Source organism: Streptomyces sp. NBC_01465 (assembly GCF_036227325.1).
In the GTDB taxonomy this organism is placed as follows: Bacteria; Actinomycetota; Actinomycetes; order Streptomycetales; family Streptomycetaceae; genus Streptomyces.
The window spans coordinates 7,062,171-7,085,913 of record NZ_CP109467.1 but is presented as its reverse complement, the minus strand read 5'-3'; the positions used below and the strand labels follow the sequence as shown (position 1 = coordinate 7,085,913).

Annotated in this window: 24 protein-coding genes; 10 read left to right on the top strand and 14 right to left on the bottom strand. The window is 71.7% G+C overall.

Annotated features, from left to right (window positions below):
- Position 1: 1 nt before the first annotated feature.
- From OG707_RS33185 to OG707_RS33155, 7 genes are all read right to left on the bottom strand, one after another.
- Positions 2-742: a carboxymuconolactone decarboxylase family protein gene (locus OG707_RS33185; RefSeq protein ID WP_329124956.1), complete on the bottom strand. Its 741-nt coding sequence runs from the start codon at positions 740-742 to the stop codon at positions 2-4.
- 37 nt (positions 743-779) lie between these two features.
- Positions 780-1,769, bottom strand: coding sequence for a 3-oxoacyl-ACP synthase III family protein (locus tag OG707_RS33180; RefSeq protein ID WP_329128104.1), 990 nt, complete (start codon positions 1,767-1,769; stop codon positions 780-782).
- 30 nt (positions 1,770-1,799) lie between these two features.
- The gene (locus OG707_RS33175) at positions 1,800-3,032 is read right to left on the bottom strand and encodes a beta-ketoacyl-[acyl-carrier-protein] synthase family protein (RefSeq protein ID WP_329124954.1); all 1,233 of its coding nucleotides are present in this window, start codon (positions 3,030-3,032) and stop codon (positions 1,800-1,802) included.
- Positions 3,029-3,277, bottom strand: coding sequence for a phosphopantetheine-binding protein (locus OG707_RS33170; RefSeq protein WP_329124952.1), 249 nt, complete (start codon positions 3,275-3,277; stop codon positions 3,029-3,031). The genes OG707_RS33175 and OG707_RS33170 overlap by 4 nt, the downstream gene beginning before the upstream one ends.
- A gap of 82 nt (positions 3,278-3,359) precedes the next feature.
- Positions 3,360-4,364, bottom strand: a complete 1,005-nt coding sequence (locus OG707_RS33165) for a beta-ketoacyl-ACP synthase III (RefSeq protein ID WP_329124950.1) — start codon at positions 4,362-4,364, stop codon at positions 3,360-3,362.
- A gap of 207 nt (positions 4,365-4,571) precedes the next feature.
- Positions 4,572-5,258 (bottom strand): ABC transporter ATP-binding protein, encoded by a 687-nt coding sequence (locus tag OG707_RS33160; protein ID WP_329124948.1) that lies wholly within the window; start codon positions 5,256-5,258, stop codon positions 4,572-4,574.
- Positions 5,255-6,304 carry an ABC transporter permease gene (locus OG707_RS33155; protein ID WP_329124946.1) on the bottom strand — a complete coding sequence of 350 codons (1,050 nt, stop codon included), beginning with the start codon at positions 6,302-6,304 and terminating at the stop codon, positions 5,255-5,257. The genes OG707_RS33160 and OG707_RS33155 overlap by 4 nt, the downstream gene beginning before the upstream one ends.
- A gap of 135 nt (positions 6,305-6,439) precedes the next feature.
- Between OG707_RS33155 and OG707_RS33150 the strand changes: the two genes are divergently transcribed.
- Positions 6,440-7,615 carry a sensor histidine kinase gene (locus OG707_RS33150; protein ID WP_329124944.1) on the top strand — a complete coding sequence of 392 codons (1,176 nt, stop codon included), beginning with the start codon at positions 6,440-6,442 and terminating at the stop codon, positions 7,613-7,615.
- Positions 7,612-8,238, top strand: a complete 627-nt coding sequence (locus tag OG707_RS33145) for a response regulator transcription factor (protein WP_329124941.1) — start codon at positions 7,612-7,614, stop codon at positions 8,236-8,238. The genes OG707_RS33150 and OG707_RS33145 overlap by 4 nt, the downstream gene beginning before the upstream one ends.
- A 12-nt stretch (positions 8,239-8,250) precedes the next feature.
- Here OG707_RS33145 and OG707_RS33140 read toward each other — a convergent pair whose 3' ends face one another.
- The gene (locus OG707_RS33140; protein ID WP_329124938.1) at positions 8,251-8,556 is read right to left on the bottom strand and encodes a DUF5955 family protein; all 306 of its coding nucleotides are present in this window, start codon (positions 8,554-8,556) and stop codon (positions 8,251-8,253) included.
- Positions 8,557-8,749: 193 nt separating this feature from the next.
- Here OG707_RS33140 and OG707_RS33135 point away from each other — a divergent pair, with 193 nt between their 5' ends.
- From OG707_RS33135 to OG707_RS33105, 7 genes are all read left to right on the top strand, one after another.
- Positions 8,750-9,355, top strand: coding sequence for a nucleotidyltransferase family protein (locus OG707_RS33135; protein WP_329124936.1), 606 nt, complete (start codon positions 8,750-8,752; stop codon positions 9,353-9,355).
- A 216-nt stretch (positions 9,356-9,571) separates the two neighbouring features.
- Positions 9,572-11,194 carry a malate synthase A gene (gene aceB / locus OG707_RS33130; RefSeq protein WP_329124933.1) on the top strand — a complete coding sequence of 541 codons (1,623 nt, stop codon included), beginning with the start codon at positions 9,572-9,574 and terminating at the stop codon, positions 11,192-11,194.
- A 312-nt stretch (positions 11,195-11,506) separates the two neighbouring features.
- Positions 11,507-12,070 carry a transglycosylase SLT domain-containing protein gene (locus OG707_RS33125; protein WP_329124931.1) on the top strand — a complete coding sequence of 188 codons (564 nt, stop codon included), beginning with the start codon at positions 11,507-11,509 and terminating at the stop codon, positions 12,068-12,070.
- Between the two features lie 59 nt (positions 12,071-12,129).
- Positions 12,130-12,627: a GNAT family N-acetyltransferase gene (locus OG707_RS33120; protein ID WP_329124929.1), complete on the top strand. Its 498-nt coding sequence runs from the start codon at positions 12,130-12,132 to the stop codon at positions 12,625-12,627.
- Between the two features lie 16 nt (positions 12,628-12,643).
- On the top strand, positions 12,644-13,696 hold the full coding sequence (locus OG707_RS33115) for an amidohydrolase family protein (RefSeq protein WP_329124927.1): 1,053 nt from the start codon (positions 12,644-12,646) through the stop codon (positions 13,694-13,696).
- A 36-nt stretch (positions 13,697-13,732) separates the two neighbouring features.
- Positions 13,733-14,302 carry a TIGR03086 family metal-binding protein gene (locus OG707_RS33110; RefSeq protein WP_329124925.1) on the top strand — a complete coding sequence of 190 codons (570 nt, stop codon included), beginning with the start codon at positions 13,733-13,735 and terminating at the stop codon, positions 14,300-14,302.
- A gap of 91 nt (positions 14,303-14,393) precedes the next feature.
- The gene (locus tag OG707_RS33105) at positions 14,394-15,125 is read left to right on the top strand and encodes a hypothetical protein (RefSeq protein ID WP_329124924.1); all 732 of its coding nucleotides are present in this window, start codon (positions 14,394-14,396) and stop codon (positions 15,123-15,125) included.
- Between the two features lie 13 nt (positions 15,126-15,138).
- On the opposite strand, the gene OG707_RS33100 is transcribed toward OG707_RS33105, so the two are convergent.
- Genes OG707_RS33100 through OG707_RS33085 form a run of 4 tightly spaced genes read right to left on the bottom strand, consistent with a single transcriptional unit; the run spans position 15,139 to position 18,369 of the window.
- Positions 15,139-16,353: a cytochrome P450 gene (locus OG707_RS33100; protein ID WP_329124922.1), complete on the bottom strand. Its 1,215-nt coding sequence runs from the start codon at positions 16,351-16,353 to the stop codon at positions 15,139-15,141.
- On the bottom strand, positions 16,350-16,985 hold the full coding sequence (locus tag OG707_RS33095; RefSeq protein WP_329124920.1) for a TetR/AcrR family transcriptional regulator: 636 nt from the start codon (positions 16,983-16,985) through the stop codon (positions 16,350-16,352). The genes OG707_RS33100 and OG707_RS33095 overlap by 4 nt, the downstream gene beginning before the upstream one ends.
- 60 nt (positions 16,986-17,045) lie before the next feature.
- On the bottom strand, positions 17,046-17,729 hold the full coding sequence (locus OG707_RS33090; RefSeq protein ID WP_329124918.1) for an alpha/beta fold hydrolase: 684 nt from the start codon (positions 17,727-17,729) through the stop codon (positions 17,046-17,048).
- Positions 17,730-17,739: 10 nt separating this feature from the next.
- On the bottom strand, positions 17,740-18,369 hold the full coding sequence (locus OG707_RS33085; protein ID WP_329124916.1) for a TMEM175 family protein: 630 nt from the start codon (positions 18,367-18,369) through the stop codon (positions 17,740-17,742).
- 127 nt (positions 18,370-18,496) lie between these two features.
- On the opposite strand from OG707_RS33085, the gene OG707_RS33080 reads away from it, so the two are divergent.
- On the top strand, positions 18,497-20,920 hold the full coding sequence (locus tag OG707_RS33080) for a polysaccharide lyase 8 family protein (RefSeq protein ID WP_329124914.1): 2,424 nt from the start codon (positions 18,497-18,499) through the stop codon (positions 20,918-20,920).
- 75 nt (positions 20,921-20,995) lie between these two features.
- On the opposite strand, the gene OG707_RS33075 is transcribed toward OG707_RS33080, so the two are convergent.
- Positions 20,996-22,477 (bottom strand): HAD-IA family hydrolase, encoded by a 1,482-nt coding sequence (locus tag OG707_RS33075; protein ID WP_329124913.1) that lies wholly within the window; start codon positions 22,475-22,477, stop codon positions 20,996-20,998.
- A gap of 91 nt (positions 22,478-22,568) precedes the next feature.
- On the bottom strand, positions 22,569-23,693 hold the full coding sequence (locus tag OG707_RS33070; RefSeq protein ID WP_329124911.1) for a substrate-binding domain-containing protein: 1,125 nt from the start codon (positions 23,691-23,693) through the stop codon (positions 22,569-22,571).
- Positions 23,694-23,743: the final 50 nt, after the last annotated feature.

The window sequence follows — 23,743 nt, the reverse complement described above, 5'->3', positions numbered from 1 at the left end:
GTTATTCGGTCACGGTGATGGCGCCGCCCGGGCAGAGTGCGGCGGCGAGCCGGAGGTCTGCGGCGAGCTCCGGGCCCGGGGCGTCCACGAGGAGGGTGACCAGGCCGTCCTCGTCGCTCTGCTCGAAGACGTCGGGCGCGGTGGCGACGCACTGGCCCGAACTGCAGCACCGTTCGCGGGAGATGCTCACCTGCGGCCCGGTGGCGTCGGACGGGGTCCGCAGCGTACGGAGCGTCATGCACATCATCGAGCACTGACCGACCAGGACGAGGAGCTCGATCAGCTGCTGCTCCCGGAGGCGGTGCGAGAGTGCGGACCAGACGTCGTCGGGGACGTCGGCGTGGTCGAGGAGCGCGTCGGTCGCCCTCAGGAGGTCGAGGTCGCCGGTTCCCCATGCGTACGCGTCCAGGGGTTCGGCGGTCGCCCGCGCCTCCTCGGCGTCGAGGCCCGCCGTGGTCGCCTGGGACGCGTGCCGGGACCAGACGAAGGCGGAGCCGAGGCGGTGGGCGGTGCGCAGGACGGCGAGCTCCCGGTCCCGTACGGCGAGGGTGCCTTCATGGGTGAGCACCTTGGCGAGCGCGAGCCAGGCGGAGGCCAGCGCGGGGTGGTGGGCGAGGGTGCCGAAGAGGTTGACCCGGCCGGGGCCGTCCTTCTTCGAGGCCTCCAGTACGGCGTGGAGCGGCGGCGGCCAGTCGGCCGGGGGGACGGGCGGGATGCGCGGTGCGGTCACGGGCGTGTTCATCAGCTGCCTCCGGGCAGGTGCGGGGAAGGTTCGGCGGTCACCATTCGCAGACGACGAAGCCCGCGCTCGCACCGCTCGCGAAGCCGAACAGGCCCACCAGGTCGCCCCGGTGGAGCCGTCCGGTCCGTACGGCGGTGGCCAGTTGGAGCGGCAGGGTGTTGGTGGCGACGTTGCCGTGGCCGGGGAAGGTGGAGAGGATCCGGTCGGGCTCGACGCCGACCCACTCGCAGGCGACCTTGGTGAAGGCGACCGAGGGCTGGTGGATGCAGACGAGGTCCAGGTCGCCCGTCTTCACACCGAGGTCGTGCAGGCCGCCGCGCACCTTCTCCGGGAGCCCGTCGAAGGAGTTCACCAACTGCCCCGAGTCGATGTGCAGATGACCTAGGGTGCGGTGGTTGGCGTACGGGTTGGGGAGGGTGGCGGCCGTCCAGCCCGAGGAGTTGGCGAAGAAGCGGGAGCCGAGGATCCCGGGCCGCTCGGACGCCTCGACGAGAAGTGCCGAGCCCAGGTCTCCGGTGGAGAGGCTGGGCAGGGCCGTGATGACGTCGGCCGGGTCGTCGAGGACCCAGCGGCTCTCGCGGGTGCTGACTTCGGCGGTGGTGACGAGGATGCGGCGGTACTGGCCCGAGCGGATGAACGCGTCGGCGATCTCCAGGGCGTTCAGGACGCCGTTGCAGGCGTTCTTCACGTCGAACACGGGGGCGTTCAGGCCGAGTTTGTCGGCGACGACGTGTGCGGTCGCGGGCTCCTCCATGTCGGCGAGGATCCCCGCGAAGAGGAGCAGGTCGATGTCCGCGGGGTCCGTTCCGGTCTCTTCGAGTACGGTGCGGGCCGCCCGCGCCGCGAGGTCGGACGGCTGGTCGTCGGCGGGGGCGACGGTCCGCTCCAGGAGCCCGTACATGTGCTGCAGTACGCCCCGGGACATGGGGATGCCGGGGTTGCCCGCCCGGAAGCGGTCCTCGGCCTCGGCGGCGCTCTGGCGTCCTTCGGGGATGTGGACGGCGGCGTGGACGATGGAGCTGTGCACGGTCAACGGGGTTGCTTTCTCGGTCAGTTGTCAGTTGGCGCGGAAGGCGAGGACGACGTTGTGGCCGCCGAACCCGAAGGAGTTGCTGACCGCCGCCCGTACTTCCTGCCGGCGCTCCGCACCGGTGACGCAGTCGAGGTCGTAGGCGAGGGTCTGCGGGGTGAGGTTGGCGACCGGCGGCACCGTGGAGTGGTGGATCGTCAGTACGGTGAGCGCCGCCTCGATCGCGCCGGCCGCGCCGAGGCTGTGGCCGAGCACGCCCTTGGCGGCGGTGACGCTGGGGCGGTGCGGCAGGACCCGGCCGATGAGTTCGGCCTCCGTCTCGTCGTTCTTCGGGGTCGAGGTGCCGTGTGCGTTCACGTGGTCGATGTCCGAGGGGCGCAGGCCCGCGTCGGCGACAGCCGCGCGCAGGGCGACCTCGGCGACGGTGCCGCCGGGGGCGGGGGCGGTGGGGTGGTGGGCGTCGGAACTCATTCCCGTACCGGCGAGTCGGGCGTAGCCGCCGCGGCCGCGGGCCCTGGCGTCGCGCGTCCGCTCCAGGACCAGGATGGCGGCGCCCTCGGAGATGACGAAGCCGTCCCGGTCGGCGGCGAACGGGCGGGAGGCCGCGGCGGGGTCGTCACTGCGGGCCGAGAGTGCCCCCATCCGCTGGAACCCGGTCGTGACGACAGGGGTGATCGCCGCCTCCGTACCGCCCGCGATCGCGATGTCGCAGGCCCCGCTCAGCAGCAGGTCCCTGGCGACGGCGAGTGCGCTGGCCCCCGATGCGCAGGCGGTCTCGGTGGCGAGCGAGGGGCCGCGGGCGCCGAGGTCGAGGAGTACCTCGCCGGCGGCCATGTTGGAGATCAGCATGGGGATCAGCACGGGTGACACCAGGTCGGGGCCGGCCTGCTGGAACCGTACGGACTGCTCCTCCAGGTGGGCGGCGCCCGCGAGTCCGGAGCCGATCACGACCGCGACCCGGGCACCGTCCCAGGTGGCGGGGTCGAGGCCGGCGTCGGCGACGGCTTCACGGGCGGCCAGTACGGCGAGCTGCGTGAAGTGCGCCATCCGCCAGGCCTTGCCGCCGCCGATCCGCCCCTGCCCCTCGGTCATCGGGGGGATACGGCAGGAGAAGTCGGTGGGCAGGCCCTTGAGTTGGGCGTCGGTCGCCGCGACGGGCACGCCCCTGCGCACCCCGTCCCAGGTCGCCTCGCGGCCGACACCGGCCGGGGTGATGAGCCCCAGACCGGTGACGGACACGGCGCGTTCGTCCGCGGTCATTCGGCGCCTGCCAGGGCGAGCTTGGCCTCGATGGCCGCGACGAGCTCGCCGACGGTGGTGCCCTTGGCGGCCTCGTGCTCCTCGACCTTGACGCCGAGCTGCTCCTGGAGGGCGAGGGCGAGTTCGGCCAGCGAGAGCGAGTCGAGGTCGAGGCTTTCGAGGGTGGCGGCGGGGGCGATGTCCGCGGGGACGACCTCGAACTTCTCGGTCAGTACGGAGTGGACGGCGGTGGTGACGTCGGACATGACGATGCCTTTCGGTACGTGACCGCCGGGAACGGCGGTCGGGGCAGGGGAGGGCCCGAAGGGACGGGCCGGGGAGTGAAGGTCAGCAGGCGGCGGGAGCCGGGTCAGGCCACAGGAGGGCTGCCGAGCCCCAGGTGAGGCCCGCGCCGAAAGAGGTCAGCAACACCCGCTGGCCGGGGCGCAGTTCGTTGCGGGACGACGCGTCCGCCAGGGCCAGCGGGATGGAGGCCGCCCCGGTGTTGCCGACCCGGTCGATGTTGGCGATGTGCCGGTCGGCGGGGAGCTCCAGGCGCTCCCCCACCGCGGTCAGGATGCGGGCGTTCGCCTGGTGGGCGACGAGGTGGTCGACGTCGTCGACGGACCAGCTCGCCCGCGCGAGGACCGCACGCGACGACTCCGTCATCCGGGTCACGGCGTGCTGGAACACCTCGCGCCCCGCCATCCTGAAGTGCCGGTCGCCGGGGGTGTACAGGGCCGGTGCGGACCGCTCCCGCGCACCGCCGCCCGGGACCGCGATCAGGTCGTGGCCGGTGCCGTCGCTGCCCAGGTCGAAGGCGAGCACACTGCCCGGTTCCCCGTGCTCGCCGCGCCGCAGCACCACGGCTCCGGCGCCGTCCGCGAACACCACTCCGGCGCTGCGGTCGTCGGGGGCGATCAGGGTCGAGTACACCTCGGCCGCCACGAGCAGGACGCGCTGGGCGATGCCCGCGCACAGGATCCCGGCCGCGGTGGCCAGTCCGTAGACGAAGCCGCTGCAGGCCGCCGAGACGTCCCAGGCCGCGGCGCCGTCCCGGCCCAGCCGGGAGGCCAGTCGGGGTGCCATCGCAGGCATCGGCTGGTCCCCGGTGGAGGTGGCCACCAGGACCGCGTCCACCTGCGGGTCGCCTGCCAGGGCGAGGGCCCGGACGGCCGCTTCGAGGGCGAGGTCTCCGGTCGTGGTCCCGGGGTCGGCCCAGTGGCGTACGCCGATTCCGGTACGGCGGCGCACCCAAGCGTCGTCGACGCCCCAGCCCGCGGGCAGCTCGGCGTTGCTCACCGTCCTCGGCGGCACCCAGCCGGCAACGCTCTCCAGAACAGCCGCGGGCACAGGCGTTTCCCCCCTCGCGCAGAAATGATTCACCGGAAGTAGCGGAATGAGAGATTCCGGTTGCGGAGAGTTAAACACGAAGGGGGACCGGCACCGACCATCACAAGCGGAAGTAGTCCTCCAGCCGGGCGACAGAGCGACCCTGATCAGTGATCGTGCGCATGGGTGTGCGGGTCACCTCGGCAGGAGGAGTGCGGAGTTGGAGCCTCAGGCCGCCTCGACGACCGGCGCGTCGAGGCGGCCGTCCGCCATCGTCACCGTGCGGTCCATCCGGTCCAGATGCGCGACGTCGTGCGTCACCAGCACCGTTGCCGTACCGCGCTCCCTGGTCAGCGTCACCAGCAGCTCCAGGACCGAGGCGCCGCGCTCGTGGTCGAGCGCGCTGGTCGGTTCGTCCACCAGCAGGACGGACGGCTCGTTCATCAGGGCGCGGGCGATGTTCACGCGCTGGCGCTGGCCGCCCGAGAGCTGGTGCGGGCGCCGGTCCGCCTTCTCCGCGAGACCGACGGACGCCAGCAACTCCCTTGCCCGGTCCCGTACTTGACGCGCCGGACGGCCCGAGAGATGCGCCATCACCTGCAGCTGTTCCGCAGCCGTCAGCGACGCCAGCAGATTGGGCTGCTGGAAGACGATCCCGATCCGTGAACGCCGCAGCTCCGCCTTCTCGGCCCGGCTCAGCGCGCCCGTTTCCGTACCGTCGACGACGACCCGCCCCCGGTCCGGGGCGACCAGCGTCGCCGCCACTGCGAGCAGGCTCGACTTGCCCGAGCCCGAGGGGCCGACCACCGCCGTGAGCGAACCGGAGGGGACCTCCAGCGACACCGCGTCCAGCGCGGTGAGGCGGCCGTCGCCGTCGGGGTAGGTCAGGGTGACGTCGTCGAGGAGCAGGGTCATCGTGCACTTCCCAGGGCGGTCAGCGGGTCGACGGCGGTGATCCGCCGCACGGAGAGCCCCGCGCCGACCGCGCCGAGGCCGATGAGCACGGCGGCAGGGCCCAGCGCGGTGAGCGGGTCGAGTACGAAGGGGACGTCCGCGGGGACCAGCGCGCCGACCCCCGTGGCGAGTCCGGTGCCGAGCAGCGTTCCGGCCGTCAGCATCAGCACCGCCTGGCCGAGCGCGTCGCGCAGCAGATACGGGGTGGACGCGCCCAGCGCCTTCAGCACCGCGATGTCGCCGCTGCGCTGGATCGTCCAGACCGTGAAGAACGCCCCTATGACCAGGGCGGAGATCGCGAAGAGGAACCCACGCATCAGCTGGAGCGAGCCGTTCTCCGCCTGGTACGAGGGGAGCGCGGCGAGGGAGTCGTCCAGCGACAGCGTCCGCGTACCGGCCGCCCGGTCGCCGGCCGCGAGATCCGCGCCGCCGTCCGTGGCCAGCGCCACGACCGTCGCGCTGTGCCCGTCGGCGAGCGCGGTCCAGACGACGGGGGTGTGGCTGTACGAGTCGTCGCCCGACACCGCCGTCACCTCCAGCGAGCGGCCCGCGATCTTCACCGTGTCCCCGGCCGCGGCGCCCAGGTCCTTCGCCGCCCCGGTGGAGAGCACGACCCCGTCCGGGCCGGGGGCCACGGGTGCGGGCCCCGATCCGTCGCGTACCGCGAACTCGGACACCGCGGCCGTACGGTCCCCCGAGGCCGCGTTCAGCGTGGAGATCGCGATCGGCTCCGCGCTGGTGACCCCCGGCTGCCCCGCCCACGTCTGCCAGACACGGGGCGCCAGCTGCGAGCCCGAGAACGAGGCCGACTGTCCTGCGGGCGGCGCGGCGAAGGCCAGGTGGTCGGCCGATGCGGACAGGCCGGTGACGGCCGAGGTGTTGTCCCTGGCCAGCCCCGCCGTGAGTCCGGACAGCAGCCCGACCAGCAGGGTGATCAGTACGATCACCGCTCCCATCAGGGCAAATCGGCCCCTGGCGAATCTCAGGTCTCTCCATGCGACGAACATGGGCTCCACCCTGCGGGGAGCGGGGTCCGCGGGGCATCGCGCCACGGATGGCTCCGGGCGGATCGAAAGACGGAGTCCGCAATCAAACTTTCGATTGACCGTTCCGTGTCGCGGCCCGCCTACGCTGGACGGGTCATGGATCCACGTTCTCTCACCCCGGCCCTGCGCGTCCTGCGAGTCTGTCTGCACCTGCTGATGGCGGGACTGCTGGCGCTGGCCGCAGTCCGCGCGTTCACCGACGACGCCTCTAACGCGCCCGCCGTGGCGCTGGCCGCCGCAGCCGTCGGAGGGGTCTACGCCCTGGGCGCCGCATGGCCGTCCGTGGGCACCTCGCGCACCGCGGCCGCCGTCTGGCTCGGCGGCCTGGGCGCCGCCTGGCTGGTGCTGCTGGTCCTCTCCCCCGACGGCCTGTGGACCGCCTTCCCGCTGTACTTCCTGCAGCTGCACCTGCTGCCGCCGCGCTGGGCGCTGCCCTCGGTGGCCGCCACGGCGGGGGCCGCGATCGCCGGCTACCTGCTGCACGGGGGCCCGCTGAACCCGGGCGCGTTCATAGGCCCGCTGCTCGGCGCGGCGGTCGCCGTCGCGACCGTGCTCGGCTACCAGGCGCTCTACCGGGAGAGCGAGCGGCGCCGGCGCCTCATCGAGGAGCTGATCGCCACCCGCGCCGAACTCGCGGAGGCCGAACGCACGGCGGGCACGCTCGCCGAGCGCGAGCGCCTCGCCCGCGAGATCCACGACACCCTCGCCCAGGGCCTCTCCTCCATCCAGCTGCTGCTGCGCGCCGCCGGCCGCACCCTGCCCGCCGACGCCCCTGCGGCCGCCCACATCGAACAGGCGCGGCAGGCGGCGCAGGACAATCTGGCCGAGGCACGGCGTTTCGTACGGGAGCTCACGCCGCCCGATCTGGAGCACGGGTCGCTGTCCGGGGCGCTGGAGCGGCTCTCCTCACGTACGCCCGGGGCCCGCTTCTCCGCGAGCGGCACCCCCGTCGTCCTGCCCACCCCGTACGAGGTGGCGCTGTTGCGCATCGCCCAGTCGGCGCTGTCCAACACCATCCGGCACGCCGGGGCGGGGCGCGCCGAGATCACCCTGAGCTTCATGGACACGGCAGTGGCACTGGACGTGGTCGACGACGGCCAGGGGTTCGACCCGGTCCGCGCCCCGGCGGCCGACGGCGGCTTCGGGCTGCCCGCGATGCGCTCGCGCGCCGAGTCGCTGGGCGGCACCTTCGCCGTCGAGTCGGCGCCCGGCCAGGGCACGGCCGTCGCGGTGACGCTGCCGCTGCCCGCAGCCGGGGGGACGGCGCGATGACGATCCGCCTGCTGCTCGCCGACGACCACCCGGTGGTACGGGCAGGACTGCGCGCCGTGCTGGAGACCGAGCCCGGGTTCGAGATCGTGGCGGAGGCCGCGACGGCCGAGCGGGCGGTGGAACTGGCGGCGACCGGGATCGCCGACGTGGTGCTGATGGATCTGCAGTTCGGGGACGGGATGCACGGCTCGCAGGCGACGGCCGCGATCGCCGCCGTCGCCGGGGGGCCGCGGGTGCTGGTCCTGACGACGTACGACACCGATGCGGACATCCTCGCCGCGGTCGAAGCGGGCGCCAGCGGCTATCTGCTGAAGGACGCCCCGCCGGAGGAACTGGCGGCCGCGGTCCGTACGGCGGCCGCCGGCCAGTCCGCGCTCGCGCCCGCGGTCGCGCACCGGCTGATGGACCGGATGCGCACGCCGGCGGAGTCGCTGACCCGGCGCGAGCTGGAGGTGCTGCAGCTGGTCGGGGACGGTCTGTCCAACCAGCAGATCAGCAAGGAACTCTTCCTCAGCCAGGCGACCGTGAAGTCCCATCTGGTGCACATCTACGCCAAGTTGGGGGTCGATTCACGGACATCGGCGGTGGCGGCGGCCACCGCGCGGCGGCTGATCAGGCGCTAGGGGTGTCCCTCGTCAGCGCTGCTGCGGCGGATTCCCGAAGAGGTCCACCGCGTTGCGCACCTCGGCGAGCGCGAGCGCCAGGGCGCTGACCGAGCCGATCGCCCCCGCGATCAGCAGCAGCGAGCGGCGCAGCCGGGGAATCTCGGGCACTCCGCTGAGCGCCATCGCGTCCAGGGCCGCCAGTTCGTCCTCGGCGATCGCCCGGTCGGCGAACTCCCCCGGATGACCGGCGAGTTCACGACGGAGCCGGGACACGGCGGAGCGCAGCTCCGTCACCCTCGGATCCTCGTCGCTGCCCGTCACGTGCCTCTGTCCCACGTTCTGCAACAAAGCTCTCCCCCTCGCACACCGTTGTGCTGGTCTCGCTGGTCTCGCCGAAGTTCTGGTCCCGTGCAGGCGTTGGTCGGACGCCGGGGGCCGCGGGCAAGTTAACGCCACTTGGCCTGTTCTCCGCCACTCCGTAGACGGAATTGAGGCCGAAGGACCGGTGTCCGTACGGTATCCAGTTCCCATGGTGCGTACGGACACAGAGGGACGGGTCGCGGGGCTGCTGCTCGCCGCGGGCGGCGGCCGACGGCTCGGCGGCCGGCCGAAGGCGCTCCTCGAGCACCGCGGGCGGCCGCTGGTCGAGCATGCGGTGGGGGTGCTGCGCGCGGGCGGGTGCGAGGTGGTGCACGTGGTCCTTGGTGCGGCCGCCGATGAGGTACGGGAGCGGGCCGACCTGGCGGGATGCGTCGTGGTGGAGAACCCGGAGTGGGAGGAGGGGATGGGCTCCTCGCTGCGCGCCGGGCTCGGTTCGCTGGCCTCCTCCGGGGCAGGGGCCGCGCTCGTGTCGCTGGTGGACCAGCCGGGGATCGGGGCGCGGGCGGTGGCGCGGGTGCTCGGTGCGTACCGCTCGCCGGAGAGCCTCGCGGCGGCTGCGTACGACGGGAAGCGCGGCCACCCCGTTCTCTTCGGCGCCGACCGCTGGGCGGACATCGCGGAGAGTGCGGTGGGCGATCGCGGGGCACGTGCCTATCTGAAGGCGCACGAGGAGGCGATCACGCTCGTCGAGTGCGGTGATGTGGCCGAGGACTACGACATCGACACCGCCGAGGACTTGATCCACTTGGAGTGACGGGTATGGCACTCAGCGACAGCTTCTGTCGACCCGGAGAATCTCGACGTCAACAGACCGTTGAACTTCCACCATGAGGAAACTAGTATCCACACGTCAGAAGCGCCCGACCCCCAGACGGCGCCCATGGTCGTATCTCGGCACCTGTGGCACCCCGTGCCATATGCGCAGCCCGGCGGCCGCCCAGGGCACCGCCGCTGTAAGGAGTGACAGCTCATGTCCGCACCAGCGCCGTCCCCGCTGGCCATCGTCGATGCCGAGCCCCTGCCCCGGCAGGACGAGGTCCTGACCGACGCGGCCCTCGCCTTCGTGGCCGAGCTGCACCGGAACTTCACGCCGCGCCGCAACGAGCTCCTCGCCCGTCGCGGGGAGCGACGCGCCGAGATCGCCCGTACCTCCACGCTGGACTTCCTGCCGGAGACGGCTGCGATCCGTGCGGACGACTCCTGGAAGGTCGCGCCGGCCCCGGCCGCGCTGAACGACCGCCGGGTGGAGATCACCGGTCCGACCGACCGCAAGATGACCATCAACGCCCTGAACTCGGGCGCCAAGGTCTGGCTCGCCGACTTCGAGGACGCCTCTGCTCCCACCTGGGAGAACGTCGTCCTCGGCCAGCTCAACCTCACCGACGCCTATGCGCGCCGGATCGACTTCACCGACGCGAAGTCCGGCAAGTCGTACGCCCTCAAGGACGCCTCCGAGCTCGCGACGGTCGTCATGCGCCCGCGCGGCTGGCACCTGGAGGAGCGCCACCTGCAGTTCGACGGAAGCCCCGTCCCCGGTGCGCTGGTCGACTTCGGCCTCTACTTCTTCCACAACGCCAAGCGCCTCATCGAGCTCGGCAAGGGCCCGTACTTCTACCTCCCGAAGACGGAGTCCTACCTGGAGGCGCGCCTCTGGAACGACATCTTCGTCTTCGCGCAGGACTACGTCGGCATCCCGCAGGGCACCGTCCGCGCGACCGTCCTGATCGAGACGATCACGGCGGCGTACGAGATGGAGGAGATCCTCTACGAGCTGCGCGACCACGCGTCGGGCCTGAACGCGGGCCGCTGGGACTACCTCTTCTCCATCGTCAAGAACTTCCGTGACGGCGGCTCGAAGTTCGTCCTGCCCGACCGCAACCTGGTGACGATGACCGCCCCCTTCATGCGGGCGTACACCGAGCTCCTGGTCCGCACCTGCCACAAGCGCGGCGCGCACGCGATCGGCGGCATGGCCGCCTTCATCCCCTCGCGGCGCGACGCCGAGGTCAACAAGGTCGCCTTCGAGAAGGTCAAGGCGGACAAGGACCGCGAGGCGGGCGACGGCTTCGACGGCTCCTGGGTCGCCCACCCGGACCTGGTCCCGATCGCCATGGCCTCCTTCGACGCGGTGCTCGGCGAGAAGCCGAACCAGAAGGAGCGGCTGCGCGAGGACGTCTCGGTGGCCCCCGGCGACCTGATCGCGATCGACTCGCTGGACGCGAAGCCGACGTACGACGGGCTGCGCAACGCCGTCCAGGTCGGCACCCGCTACATCGAGGCATGGCTGCGGGGCCTCGGCGCCGTCGCCATCTTCAACCTCATGGAGGACGCGGCCACCGCGGAGATCTCGCGCTCGCAGATCTGGCAGTGGATCAACGCGGGCGTCGTCTTCGAGAACGGCGAGAAGGCCACGGCGGACCTCGCCCGCAAGATCGCGGCCGAGGAGCTGGCCGCGATCCGCGAGGAGGTCGGCGAGGAGGCGTTCGCTGCGGGCAAGTGGCAGCAGGCGCACGACCTGCTGCTGACGGTCTCGCTCGACGCGGACTACGCGGACTTCCTGACGCTGCCGGCGTACGAGCAGCTGGTCGGCTGAGTCTGTGAACTCTCTCGACGCCGTATGAGAGAAAGCTGAACCCGAGGTCCCGTGGCTGTGCGATACGCCACGGGGCCTCGGTGCTGTACGAACCGGCCTAGTACGGAGGCGGACGGCCTCGGGGGCCCCGCACACCGCGCTGAAGTGCCGGAATGTGCGTTTATTTCCGATTGGACCTTTGAAGCCCTGGTACGGCTTCAGGTAGTAGATGTCCTCTTTGCGCCGATTGGGCCACCTCCTCCATGGTGAATCGGTCGCTCATCCCTGCCAGGGCTCCGGCGACACCCCCCGTCCCCGAAGCTAGGTCTCTCCATGCCCCGCCCCACCCTCCACCACCCCGTCAAGGCCTCCCGCACCACGCTCACCGCAGTCTGCGCCGCAGTCCTGCTCGTGGGCGGTTCCTCCTCGGTGGCGTACGCCGCGACGTCCCTCTCCCCGGAGACGGCGGTGACCGCGGCGAGCACGACGACTGCCGCGAAGACGACGGCGGTGAAGACCACGGCCGCCAAGAACTCGACGGCCACGACGGCGAAGACCGCGTCGACCAAGACGTACTCGAACGACCTCAACGGCTGGATCAACGAGTCGCTCGACATCATGAAGGCGAACGGCATCCCCGGCACGTACGACGGCATCTACAAGAACGTCATGCGCGAGTCCTCGGGCAACCCGAACGCCATCAACGACTGGGACATCAACGCCCAGAACGGCGTCCCCTCGAAGGGCCTTCTCCAGGTCATCCAGCCGACGTTCGACACGTACCACGTCGCCGGAACCTCGAACGACCTCTACGACCCGGTCGCCAACATCACGGCCGCGAGCAACTACGCGTACCACGTGTACGGATCGATCGACAACGTCAACAGCGCCTACTGAGCGCCCTGTCGGGCCATTCCCCTGTGCCCGGCCCCCGCTGCGTGATACGTCTGCGTGTCATGGACGATCTTGTGACAGAGCGGCTGGTGCTGCACCCGATGAGTGTCGCCGAGGCGGAACGCGTCGTCGCGGGCGAGCCCGCCGACCGTGACCGATGGGCTCCGGGATATCCAGCTCCGGGTGATGTCGAGGGGGCCGCGCACTTCCTGGAGCACTGCGCGAGCACCGGTGATCCGCAGCCGTTCGGCAACTACGAGATCCGGCGCCGCACCGACGGACTCGCCATAGGCGGCCTCGGCTTCAACAGGCCGCCGGACGAGGAGGGCATCGTGCCGATCGGCTACGCGCTGATCCCCGAAGTCCGCGGCAAGGGCTATGCGTCCGAGGCGCTGCGCGGGCTGCTGCAGTTCGCGCGTGATCTGGGGATCAGGGCCGTGATCGGCGACGCCGACCTCGACAACATCGCCTCGCAGCGCGTGATGGCCGCCGTCGGCATGGAACGCACCTGTGCCGACGAGCGCGTGGTGTATTTCAGGATCGAGTGGCCCGAGCTGTAGCGCCTAGCATCGGATCATGCTGCGGATACGAGGCGTTGTGCTGCCCGAGCGCGAGGAGCGCACCTTCTGGATCGACGGGGGCCGGCTGCACACCGCCCCGCCGCCGGGAGCGGCGGAGGCCCGAACGGTCGTGGACGGCGGGTGGTTGCTGCCGGGGCTCGTCGATGTGCATACGCATCCGGGGGCCGAGAAGCCAGGGTCCCCCTTCGACGAGGCGCTGCTGCGGCGGCAGTTGACCGAACACCGGGACGCCGGAGTGCTCGCGGTGCGCACGCCGGGGACCGCCGCGCGGATGCCGGAGTGGGTGGCGGAGGACCAGGAGCTGCCGCGTGTGACGTCGGCGGGGCGGTGGCTGGCCACCCCCGGACGGTTCGTTCCCGGGTTCGGGCGCGATGTCACCGAGGCGGAGCTGGTGGCGGCCGCCGTGGAGGAGGCCGCGGCCTCCTCCGGATGGTGCAAGGTCGTCGGCGACTGGAAGCTCGACGAGCCGCCCGTGCCGCTGGAGCTGCTGACCTCCGTCGTCGAGGCCGTCCACGCGGCGGGCGGCAAGGTCGCCGTGCACTGCCAGTCCGCCGAGGGCAGCCGCAACGCCGTGCTGGCCGGGGCCGACAGCCTGGAGCACGGGATGAGTCTGGACCCGGGCCTCCTGGATCGCATGGCCGCACAGGGCACCGCCTTCGTGCCGACGCTGGGCGCCTTCGCGGGGTCGGCCCCGGAGCGGCGGGCCGCCGAGCCGAGCGTCCGGCGCGATCTGTGGCTGGCGGGCTGGGACGCGCTCCCGGGGACGGTCCGGTCCGCGCACGAGGCGGGGGTGACCGTACTCGCGGGGACCGACACCTTCCCGTGCGGCACTGTCGCAGGCGAGGCGGCGCTGCTCGCGCGGGCCGGGCTCCCGCCGCTGGACGCGCTGGGGGCCGCATCGTGGACGGCGCGGGAGTGGCTGGGGCTGCCGGGGCTGTCCGACGGGGCGCCGGCCGATGTCGTCGCGTACGACACCGACCCGACGGGCGAGGTGCGCGCGCTGCCGCATCCGAGCCGGATCATTCTGCGGGGACGCGTGGTGCGCTGAGCGATGAGTTCCGGGCGCGGGGGCAGTCTGCACCGTATGGACATCTTCGATCTCGAACCCGCCGCCCGGCCCGTCGCCCAGCTCCTCGACGCCGTACGGGACGACCAGCTCGACGACCCGACCCCCTGTCCCGACTACTCGGTACGGGAGCTCCTCGCCCACCTCGTCGGCCTGACCGCGGCCTTCCGTCACGCCGCGGACAAGGACCTCGGCCCGTACACCGCCAACCCCGGCTCCACGCTCCCGACCCTCGGCGACGACTGGCGCACGGTGCTCCCCCGCCAGCTCGACGAGCTCGTCGCCGCCTGGCACTCCCCGGCCGCCTGGGAGGGCGAGACCCAGGCCGGCGGCATCACCTTCCCGGCGCCCGTCGTGGCCCAGGTGGCCGTCGACGAGCTGGTCGTGCACGGCTGGGACCTGGCCAGGGCGACCGGGCAGCCGTACGAGGCGGACACCGCGAGCCTGAAGATCGCGGAGGCGATGCTCGACGTCGGTCCTGAGCTGCGCGGGGAGATCTTCGGGCCGGTCGTGGAGGTGCCGGAGGGCTCCGCGCTGCAGGACCGGGTGATCGGGCTCAGTGGGCGCGACCCGGAGTGGAAACCGTAGGCGCAGAGCCCCCGACCAGGCCTTATACAGAACAAACGCGCACAATGGGAGGCAAAGCGCACAGAGCGAACCGAGCCGAAAGGCGTGTGGCATGTCCCAGACCTGCGAAGTCGGCGAGTGGCTCGCCTTCGACGGAGGGCTCGAAGTACTCGTCGAGGATCTTGAGCCCTTCGCCCCGACCCACCTCGACCGCGACCACCAGGACGGCGACACCTACGTCCGTTTCACCGTCTGCGCCCGCAATACGTCACCACGGGCGCGGAAGGCCATGCGCGCCCACCGCAGGGAGCACCCGAGAGCCCCCGCACCCTCCGGCGACCTGAGCGAGGCGGCGCGCACCCGGATGATCGAGAAGCGTGCCGCCGAGCGGGTCCAGGCGGCGAAGAAGGCCAGGGCCGCGGTCCGTATGGAGGTGGAGGCCAGGGTCCAGCTCTGGGCCGACGAGGTACGGGCGCACCGCACCCACGACCCCGAGCAGTCGATCCTGGCGGGTCTGCACACCACGGTTCCGCGCCGGCGCACCCGGAAGGCGACGTACGCCTTCCGGGTCCCGGCCGACTCCCTCGACCACGTACGCGTCGTGATCGTCCCGTCGGTCAACGACCGGCTGCAGGAGGAGGCGGAGTGGACCGCCGAAGTCGAGGCGCCCGACGATGCGCTGCTCGACGACTCGCTGCCCCGCGACGACGACACCGACGACGGCGCGGCTGAGGCCTCCGAGGAGGAGACCGAGGCGCGGCAGCCGTCGTTCAGGGAGCGCCGCCAGAACAAGCGCGACCACCGCCGCCAGCAGATCAAGTCGACCAACGGCGCGGTGCTGTAGCCGTCCCGGGCAGTCAGCCGAAGCGCACCGGGAGGTGTTTGATCCCGTTGATGAAGTCCGAGCGCATCCGGCGCGGCTCCCCGGTGAGCTCCACCTCGCTGTGGCGCCGCAGCAGTTCCCTGGTGAGCGCGGTGATCTGGGTGCGGGCGAGGCCCGCGCCCAGGCAGTAGTGCGGCCCTCCCCCGCCGAAGGTGAGGTGGTCGTTGGGGGTGCGCCGGATGTCGAGGACGCCGGGGTCGGTGAAGACGTCCTCGTCGCGGTTGGCCGAGGTGAAGTAGAGGACGGCCTTCTGGCCGGCCCGGACGGGGACACCGCGGATCTCGGTGTCGCGGGTGGCGGTGCGCCGGAAGTTGTGGATCGAGCCGTTCCAGCGCAGGAACTCCTCGGTGGCGCTCGCCCAGAGCGCGTCGTCGTCGACCCCGGCGACCAGGTCGGCCCGTACGTCCGGGTGCTGCACCAGGGTGAGCATCGTCTGGGCGAGGAGGTTGCGGGTGGTCTCGTTGCCCGCGACGCAGAGCGTCACGAAGAACATGTTGATCTCGTGGCCCGAGAGCCGCTCGCCGTCGAGTTCGGCGTGGACGAGGGCGCTGAGGATGTCGTCCCTGGGGTCCTTGGCGCGCTCGGCGGCGAGGGTGTCGCAGTACATGTAGATCTCGACGGCCGCGTTCTGCCCGTCCTCCTGGCTCGTACGGAAATCGGGGTCCTGGAAGCCGACCATGCGGTTGGACCAGTCGAAGATCCGGTCCTCGTCGGCGGCCGGGACGCCGACCATCTCGCAGATGATCTGCAGCGGCAGCCGGGCCGCGACCTCCTCGACGAACTCAACCTCGCCGCCCTTCGCGGCCACGGTGTCCGCGAGCAGCGCTGCCCTGCGGCCGATGTCCTGGGTGAGCTTGCGGATCATGCGGGGCGAGAAGGCGGTGGAGACCAGGCGCCGGTAGCGGGTGTGCTTGGGCGGGTCCATCCCGACGAGGGTCAGGCCGAGGCTGGCGAGGGCCTCTGGGGTCTGGTCGCGGATGAAGAAGGAGCCCAGCTCCACGGACCACAGGCCGGGTTCGCGGCTGAGGGCGACGATGTCCTCGTGGCGGGTGACGGCGAAGAACCCCTCGTGGCCGCCGGGGAGTTCGTGCCAGTGGACGGGGTCCTCGCGGCGGAGGCGGGCGAACTGGTCGTGGGGCACTCCCTGCGCCCAGGTGTCCTCGAGCAGATTGATGGCGATCTCGCTCATGGCCGGTCCTTGTCTGGAAGGTCGTCGAGTCCGAGGAGCGTGCGCAGGGCGTCAACGACCAGTTCGTCGGGTATGCCGTGCGGGTCGAGCCGGTGCTGCAGCGCGCATCCGAGGAGTACGCCGAGGACGAGGGCCCCCGTCTCCTCGGGCGGCCTGGGCAGCGAGGTTCCGGTGGCCGCGGCCCAGTCGGCCAGGCCCTCGCCCAGCTGGGTGCGGATCTGCGCGTACCGCTCCGCGAGGCGGGAGCCCACCAGCGGGGAGCGTGCGCCGTGCAGCCAGAGCTCCATCTCCAGGAGCAGCCAGGCGTCCCCGCGGTCGGCCCGGGGGCGGGTGATGGAGCCCCACATCGCGCCGAAGTGCGCGGCGGGGTCGGAGCTGCCGGCGAGTTCGGCGGTGAGCTCGGCGGCGGTGCGTTCCTTCCACACCTCCAGGAGGGCCAGGAGCAGGCCTTCCTTGCCGCCGTAGTGGCTGTAGAGGGCGCCGGTGGTGCGCCCGGCCGAGGCGGCGACGGCCTCGGCCGAGACGGCGTGGAATCCCTTGCGGGCGAAGAGCTCGGCGGCGGCGTCGATCAGCCGCGCCCTGGTCTCCGTCTTGCGCTCGGCCTGGCTGCGCTTATATCGGGTCTCCGACATAAGACAACCGTCGCGCCGAACTGACGGCCCGTCAACCCCCGTAACAGGGAGGGCTGTTGGTCAGCTGGTGAAGAACTCCGTGACCTGCTCGACGAACTGCTGCGGCTGCGCCGCGTGCACGTCGTGACCGGCGGGGATGACGATCAGCCGGCAGTCGGGGATCCCGGCGGCCATGTCGTGGAGCCGCTCCTGGGGCATCGGGCTGTCGGGCCCGCCCGCCACGATGAGGGTGGGCGCCACGATCTCGCCGATGCGCTCGGCCCACTCGGGGTCGGGGTCGGAGACCTGGGCGAAGATGGCGGGCACCAGGTTCGCGTCGTAGGCGACAGGGCCGTCGGGCTCCGCGGATCCGAACGGCTTGCGGGGGTACGGCGGCGCGGGGTCCTCCAGGACGAGACGCTCGACGCGGTCGGGGTGGTCCTGGGCGAGCAGATAGCCGACGAGTCCGCCCATCGAGTGCCCGACGATGCCGACCCGGTCCAGGGAGAGCTCGTCGAGGAAGCCGAGCACGTCGTCACGCATGAGCTCGAAGGAGTACTCGTCCGGCCAGTCGCTCTCGCCGTGTCCGCGCAGGTCGAGTGCGTAGACCCGCCACTCCTCGCCGAGCAGCTGCCCGACCGTCTCCCAGGAGTCGGCGGACCCGGTCAGCCCGTGCAGCAGCACGACCGGCGAGCCGTAGGAGTCGCCCCAGCTCCGGTACGACAGCCGTACGTCCCCGACATCCACCACTCCGCGCTCAGTCATGGGCTCGACGCTACAGGGCTTCCACCTCCCCTTCTGCCGCACCCTTCAGCGGGACGGGCAGCTGGTTGAAGCCGTAGTAGACGGCGAGCAGGCCGTGCACCGCGAGGGTGAGCGGGGCGGAGACGAAGGACAGGGCCACGGTCGCCGGATAGGCCAGGCTGCCGAGGGCGAAGCGGCGGGTGACCGCGCGGGCCGCGACCGTGTCGACGCTGTCGTCGAAGAGGTGGCCGGTCCTGGTGAGGTGCCACCACAGGGCGTGGTAGTTGAACGCCATCACCACCATCAGCCCGCTGTAGACGGCGGCCGCCGCGTGCGAGGCACTGCCCTCGCGCAGGTACTCGGCCATCAGCGCGGCCGGCCAGGGCAGCGCCGCGACGGTCATCAGCAGCAGGAGATTGAGGAACATCAGGGTCCGGTCGACCCGCACCACGAACCGGAAGATCTGGTGGTGGTTGACCCACATGATCCCGATGACCAGAAAACTCACGACGTAGGCGGCGTACGAGGGCCACTGGTCGCCCAGCGCCCCCCAGAGGCCGCCCCCGGCATGTTCCGGAACCTTGATCTCCAGGATCAGCAGGGTGGTCGCGATGGCGAACACCCCGTCGCTGAAGGCCTCCAGCCTGCCCGATTCATTCATGACGAACATCCCCCTCAAATGATCGTTCGATCAATTCCGCACCAACCGTTGAGCGTTTGTGCGCGAACGTGTTAGAAAGCGCTTGCCCACGAGTGACTCCCCGCTTCACCAGGCTCCCGGAGATCCCATGACGCCTCCCTGGTCCCGCCGTGGCTTCATCGCCGCAACCGGCAGCACAGCCCTCGCACTTGGCGCTTTCGGCCTGCCCGCCACCCCCGCTCTCGCCGCCGGATCCGACGCCGACGCCGACGAGTTCGCGACACTACGTGCCAAGTGGCGCGAGCTCTACCTCGGCACCGGATTCAGCCCCACCGCCGAGCCCTTCAAGACCAAACTGGCCGCCCTCGGCACGCAGGCCGCCGGGTTCCGTACGGCCATGGCCCCTGCGACGGGCTCGCTCTGGCCCGACCTCGTCTATCTGGACCCCGAGCCGGACACCGACACCGAGTCGTACGCCTTCTCCGAGAAGATGAACACCAGCTACAACCGGCTGCGGACGATGGCCGAGGCCTACTCCCAGCCCGGTACCGGGCTGACGGGCGACGCGGCGCTCAAGGACACGATCCTCACCGGACTCGACCACCTCCACGCCGACGTCTTCAACGAGAACAAGGCGCCGTACGGGAACTGGTGGAACTTCCAGATCGGCTCCCCCCAGGCGCTGATGGACATATCCGTCCTGCTCTACGACGAGCTGTCCGAGGCGCAGATCGCAAGCTACGTCGCCGCGGTGGACAAGTTCCTCCCCGAGTCGCTCCTCGCCAAGTACACCGGCACCAGCACCGGCGCCAACCGCGTCGACCTGTGCCGCGGCATCATCCTGCGCGGCGTCGTCGGCAAGAACGGCGACAAGATCAAGGTCGCCGTCGACGCGCTCTCCCCGGTCTTCCCGTACGTCACGACCGGCGACGGCTTCTACGACGACGGCTCCTTCGTCCAGCACACCTCGATCCCCTACATCGGCGGCTACGGCGCCGTGCTCAACGACGGCCTCGGCCGCCTCTTCGCGCTGCTGCGCGGATCGAGCTGGGAGGTGACCGACCCGGGCAGCCAGCAGTTCCTCGACACCATCGAGGCCGCCATCGCCCCGTTCGTCTACAACGGCCTGATGATGGACAACGTCTCCGGCCGCGGCATCACCCGCATCGGCACCGACGACCACATCCGCGCGCACGGCGTGATGGGCTCGATCGTGCTGCTCGGCCAGGGCGCGAGCCCCGAGGAGAACGCGCGCTGGCGCGCCATGGTCAAGGGCTGGCTGCAGCGCGACTACTACGGCCCGGCCCTGAAGAACCCGGGCCTGAGCCTGGTCAATCTGACGCGGCTGCAGACGCTCCTCGACGACACCACCGTCACCGCGGCCCCCGAGCCCGTCGCGCACCGGGTCTTCCACAACATGGACCGGGTCACGCACCGTCGCCGCGACTGGGGCGCCGGGCTCTCGCTCGCGTCGAACCGCATCGCGCACTACGAGTTCGGCAATCTGGAGAACTACCGCGGCTGGCACACCGGTTCGGGCTGGCTGCAGTGGTGGGGCGCCGACAACGGTCTCGGCCAGTACTCGGACGCGTACTGGCCGACCGTGAACCCGTACCGGATACCCGGCACCACCGTCTCGACGAAGAAGCTCGCCGACGGCCAGGGCGGCGCCTGGGCCAACCCCCGTACCGACACCGCCTGGGTGGGCGGCACGGGCGACGGCGAGTACGGCACCACCGGCCAGCATCTGCAGGGTCTCGCCTCGACCATGCACGCCAAGAAGTCCTGGTTCTGGCTGGACGACGCGGTGGTCTGCCTGGGCGCGGGCATCACCTCGGCCGACGGCACGACCGTCGAGACCGTCTTCGACAACCGCAACCTGGGCGCGACCGGCACCCCCGCCCTGCTCCTCGACGGCATACCCCAGTCGTCCGCGCAGGGCTGGTCGGCCACCGGCCGCCGCACCCATTGGGCGCATCTGTCCGGCCACGCCGGCTATGTCTTCCCGGGCGGTACGAAGCTGAATGCGCTGCGCGAGGAGCGCACCGGCTGCTGGAAGGACGTCAACGGCGCGAGCGGCACCACCGACCCGATCACCCGGCGCTACGCGACGCTCTGGCAGGACCACGGCACCGACCCGACGGACGCCGGTTACGCGTACATCCTGATGCCCGGTGCGAGCGCGCTGCGCACCGCGGCCCGCGCGCTGGACACGCACTGGCTGGAGGTCGTCGCCAACACCCCGCAGCAGCAGGCGGTCCGGGTCCCCTCGCGCGGCTTCACCGGGATCAACTTCTGGGAGGCGGGCACGGCGGGCGCGGTCACGGCGAGCGCGCCGGTGAGCGTCCAGATCCGCGAGAAGCGCGACGGCACGGCCGTGATCTCGGTCGCGGACCCGTCCCGCGTCGCCAAGGACGGTCTGACGCTGACCTGGAAGCGGCGGGTCAAGTCCGTGGTGTCGAAGGCCTCTTCGGTCACGGCGGCAGAGACCGGACATGAGCTGACGCTGACGTTCGCGGACCTGAGCGGGCTGCGCGGCGCCACTCAGACGGTCACGGTGAAGCTCCACTGACCGCGCCGTACGGAAAGCAAGGGGCGGGCCCGGACTGCTGAGCAGTCCGGGCCCGCCCCTTTCGGCGTGCAACGGCTAGAAGTCGCGCAGGAGTTCACCGAGTCCGGTCAGCACCCGGCGTCCGGGCGCCGCCTGGACCGGCACGAAGGACGGCACGGCGGCGATCCGGCAGCCCGCCGCCTCCCCGGCGGCGATCCCCGTCGGGCTGTCCTCCACGACCAGGCAGCCGGCCGGGTCCACGCCCAGGGTGCGGGCCGCGGCGAGATAGGGGTCGGGGGCGGGCTTGGTGGCCGGGGTCTCTCCGGCGGCGACGGTGGTACGGAAGGATTCCGCACCCAGCACCTTGAGGACCGCGTCGACCACAGGGCGGGGCGAGGCCGACACCAGGGCGGCGGGAATGCCCAAGTCGGCCAGCCGGTCGAGGAGTTGGCGTGCACCGGGCAGCAGGACCGTGTCGGCCTCGACCGCGGCCAGGAAGCGTACGTCGAGGTCCGCGGTGATCTCCGCCAGCGGGCGGGCGGCGTCCGAGACGCGGAAGAGGTGGGCGGCGGTGTCCTCGACCGCGCGGCCGACGACCTCGGGGACGTCGGCGTCGGACAGCGTGTGGCCGAGCCCCTTCGCGACCTCCTCGGCCGTCTTCCACCACAGGGACTCGGTGTCGACGAGCGTGCCGTCCATGTCGAAGAGAACGGCCTGCGGGACGACCTCGAACGGCCGCCCGTCCAGGGTCCAGTGCGAGTCGGCGGGCCGGTCGAGTGCGGCGAACACCTGGGCCGCCACGTCCTCGTGGTGCAGGGTGCGCACGGTGGCGCCGGCCGGGATGCCGGGCCCCGAGCAGGCGATCCAGGCGGTGCGCTCCTGGTCGGAGACGCCGCCGTGGCCGCCCTCGTCGCGGTGACCGTGGTCGGTCACGACGATGACCGTCCAGGCCTCGTCCGCGTACGCCGCCCGGCCGCGCACGGCGGCGAGCAGCCGGCCGAGCCGCTCGTCGGCGCGGGCTATGGAGCGCTCGTACTCCGGTACGCAGCCCAGGATGTGGGCGGTCTCGTCGGTCGCACCGAGGTAGACGAACGAGGCTTCGGGGTCCTCTTCGGAGAGCACGCGGACGGCGTCGACGGTCATCTGCTCGTCGACCGCCTCCCAGTCCTCGCACGTCTCGGCGGCGGGGGCGACATGGCTGAGGCGGCTGGGCTCGCGGAAGAGCGGGCCGCCGTCGGCGACGGTCACCAGCGGCTGCCAGGCCGCAGCGACATACGTGCGGCGGCCGTCGCCGCGGGAGAGGCGCGTGGTGAAGTCGGGGAAGACGGCGAGGCGGTTGCCGCTGAAGTTGTTGCTCCAGACCGCGTGCTTCTCGACTCCGACCCCGGTGACGATCGTCGCCCAGCAGGGTCCCGACATGGTGGGGGTGCCGGGGCGGATCTGGACCGGGGCGAGGAAACCGGCCGCGGCGACGGAGTCCAGATGCGGGGTGTCCACGGTGCGCAGGGTGTCGAGGCGGACGCCGTCGATCCCGACGACCAGAACACGGCGGGCACGGTCGCGTACGCCAGATGCCATGACAGTGAGGTCCTTTCAGAGACGAACTCCGGCCATCTTTCGACCAAGAACGATCACCGTCAAGAGCGTTTGCGCAAACGAGCAGAAACGATCAGAAGGGCTTCGGGTGAACGAGGGCGCCCGACGATGCACGGACCCGCAGTTCCGGCAGGAGTTCGAGGTGCCGGCGCGGGGCGGGCACGCGGTGCGCGTCACGCCGTTCGGCGATCCGCTCGAACAGCAGCTCGGCCGCGGCGGCGCCCACCGCGCGCTTCGGCGGGGCGACCGCGGTCAGCGGCAGTCCGGCCAGGTCGGCGACCTCGTCGTCGTACGCGACGACCGCCAGCTCCTCGGGCACCTTGACGCCCCGGGCCTGCAGCCGCGGCACCAGCACCACGGCGTCCGCGTCGCTGTGCACGACCACCGCAGTCACACCGTGCCGGGCCACCAGGTCGCACAGGTACTCCAGCGTCCGGTCGAACCGGTCGGCCTCGGAGGTCGCGGGAGCGGTGTCCAGCGGGGACGCGGGCACCTCGTCGAGGCCGAGCGCGGCCACGGCCGCACGGTGACCGGACCTCAACTGCGCGGCGGTCGGACTTTCCTGGGCGGCGAGCGCGATCCTGCGGTGGCCGAGCTCGGCGAGCTTCCTGACCGCCTCACCTGCGCCGAAGGCATGGTCGGTGGCCACCAGGTCGAGGGCCGCCGCAGGGCTGCTGAGTTCGGCCCGCCGCTCCACCAGCACCACGGGCACGTCCAGGCTCCCCGCCCAGTCGCCCTCACCTGCCAGGGCCCGGCCTCCGTCCCAGGCGGGCGTCAGGAGCAGTCCGTCCACGCCCGCGGCCAGCAGGCGCTCGCTCTGGGCGGCGTCCTCTCCGGCGAGATAGCGGTGCAGTCCGATCGTCAGCCGCCCGCCGCGCGCCTCGACCGCCTCACGGGCCCCGCGGACCACATCGGCGTAGTAGTAGTTGGTCGACGGCACGACCATGCCGACGACGATCCCCTCGCCGGAACCCGCAGGCACCGGCGGCGCGACGGCGCCAGGACCGGTCTCCCCCGGCCACAGCACCGCACCGTGCAGCCTCCGCACCCGCCCCTGCCGGGCCAGGATCTCGATGTCCCGCCGCAGGGTGACGGAGGAGACCCCGAGTTCGCTCGCCAGCTCGGCCACCCGAAGGCTGCCGCGCTGCTCGACGAGGGCGAGGACCCGGTCGTGACGCTGGTCGACATGAAGACGCATGACCGACACTCTATGACCCTGGCCGTATCGATCGGTTGAGTTCGTATCGA

Bases quoted from the DNA above. Each gene is read 5' to 3' on its own strand.
- OG707_RS33185 (WP_329124956.1), bottom strand. From the start codon at position 742: ATGAACACGCCCGTGACCGCACCGCGCATCCCGCCCGTCCCCCCGGCC.
- OG707_RS33175 (WP_329124954.1), bottom strand. From the start codon at position 3,032: ATGACCGCGGACGAACGCGCCGTGTCCGTCACCGGTCTGGGGCTCATC.
- OG707_RS33170 (WP_329124952.1), bottom strand. From the start codon at position 3,277: ATGTCCGACGTCACCACCGCCGTCCACTCCGTACTGACCGAGAAGTTC.
- OG707_RS33160 (WP_329124948.1), bottom strand. From the start codon at position 5,258: ATGACCCTGCTCCTCGACGACGTCACCCTGACCTACCCCGACGGCGAC.
- OG707_RS33155 (WP_329124946.1), bottom strand. From the start codon at position 6,304: ATGTTCGTCGCATGGAGAGACCTGAGATTCGCCAGGGGCCGATTTGCC.
- OG707_RS33150 (WP_329124944.1), top strand. From the start codon at position 6,440: ATGGATCCACGTTCTCTCACCCCGGCCCTGCGCGTCCTGCGAGTCTGT.
- OG707_RS33145 (WP_329124941.1), top strand. From the start codon at position 7,612: ATGACGATCCGCCTGCTGCTCGCCGACGACCACCCGGTGGTACGGGCA.
- OG707_RS33135 (WP_329124936.1), top strand. From the start codon at position 8,750: ATGGTGCGTACGGACACAGAGGGACGGGTCGCGGGGCTGCTGCTCGCC.
- aceB (WP_329124933.1), top strand. From the start codon at position 9,572: ATGTCCGCACCAGCGCCGTCCCCGCTGGCCATCGTCGATGCCGAGCCC.
- OG707_RS33125 (WP_329124931.1), top strand. From the start codon at position 11,507: ATGCCCCGCCCCACCCTCCACCACCCCGTCAAGGCCTCCCGCACCACG.
- OG707_RS33120 (WP_329124929.1), top strand. From the start codon at position 12,130: ATGGACGATCTTGTGACAGAGCGGCTGGTGCTGCACCCGATGAGTGTC.
- OG707_RS33115 (WP_329124927.1), top strand. From the start codon at position 12,644: ATGCTGCGGATACGAGGCGTTGTGCTGCCCGAGCGCGAGGAGCGCACC.
- OG707_RS33110 (WP_329124925.1), top strand. From the start codon at position 13,733: ATGGACATCTTCGATCTCGAACCCGCCGCCCGGCCCGTCGCCCAGCTC.
- OG707_RS33105 (WP_329124924.1), top strand. From the start codon at position 14,394: ATGTCCCAGACCTGCGAAGTCGGCGAGTGGCTCGCCTTCGACGGAGGG.
- OG707_RS33100 (WP_329124922.1), bottom strand. From the start codon at position 16,353: ATGAGCGAGATCGCCATCAATCTGCTCGAGGACACCTGGGCGCAGGGA.
- OG707_RS33095 (WP_329124920.1), bottom strand. From the start codon at position 16,985: ATGTCGGAGACCCGATATAAGCGCAGCCAGGCCGAGCGCAAGACGGAG.
- OG707_RS33090 (WP_329124918.1), bottom strand. From the start codon at position 17,729: ATGACTGAGCGCGGAGTGGTGGATGTCGGGGACGTACGGCTGTCGTAC.
- OG707_RS33085 (WP_329124916.1), bottom strand. From the start codon at position 18,369: ATGAATGAATCGGGCAGGCTGGAGGCCTTCAGCGACGGGGTGTTCGCC.
- OG707_RS33080 (WP_329124914.1), top strand. From the start codon at position 18,497: ATGACGCCTCCCTGGTCCCGCCGTGGCTTCATCGCCGCAACCGGCAGC.
- OG707_RS33075 (WP_329124913.1), bottom strand. From the start codon at position 22,477: ATGGCATCTGGCGTACGCGACCGTGCCCGCCGTGTTCTGGTCGTCGGG.
- OG707_RS33070 (WP_329124911.1), bottom strand. From the start codon at position 23,693: ATGCGTCTTCATGTCGACCAGCGTCACGACCGGGTCCTCGCCCTCGTC.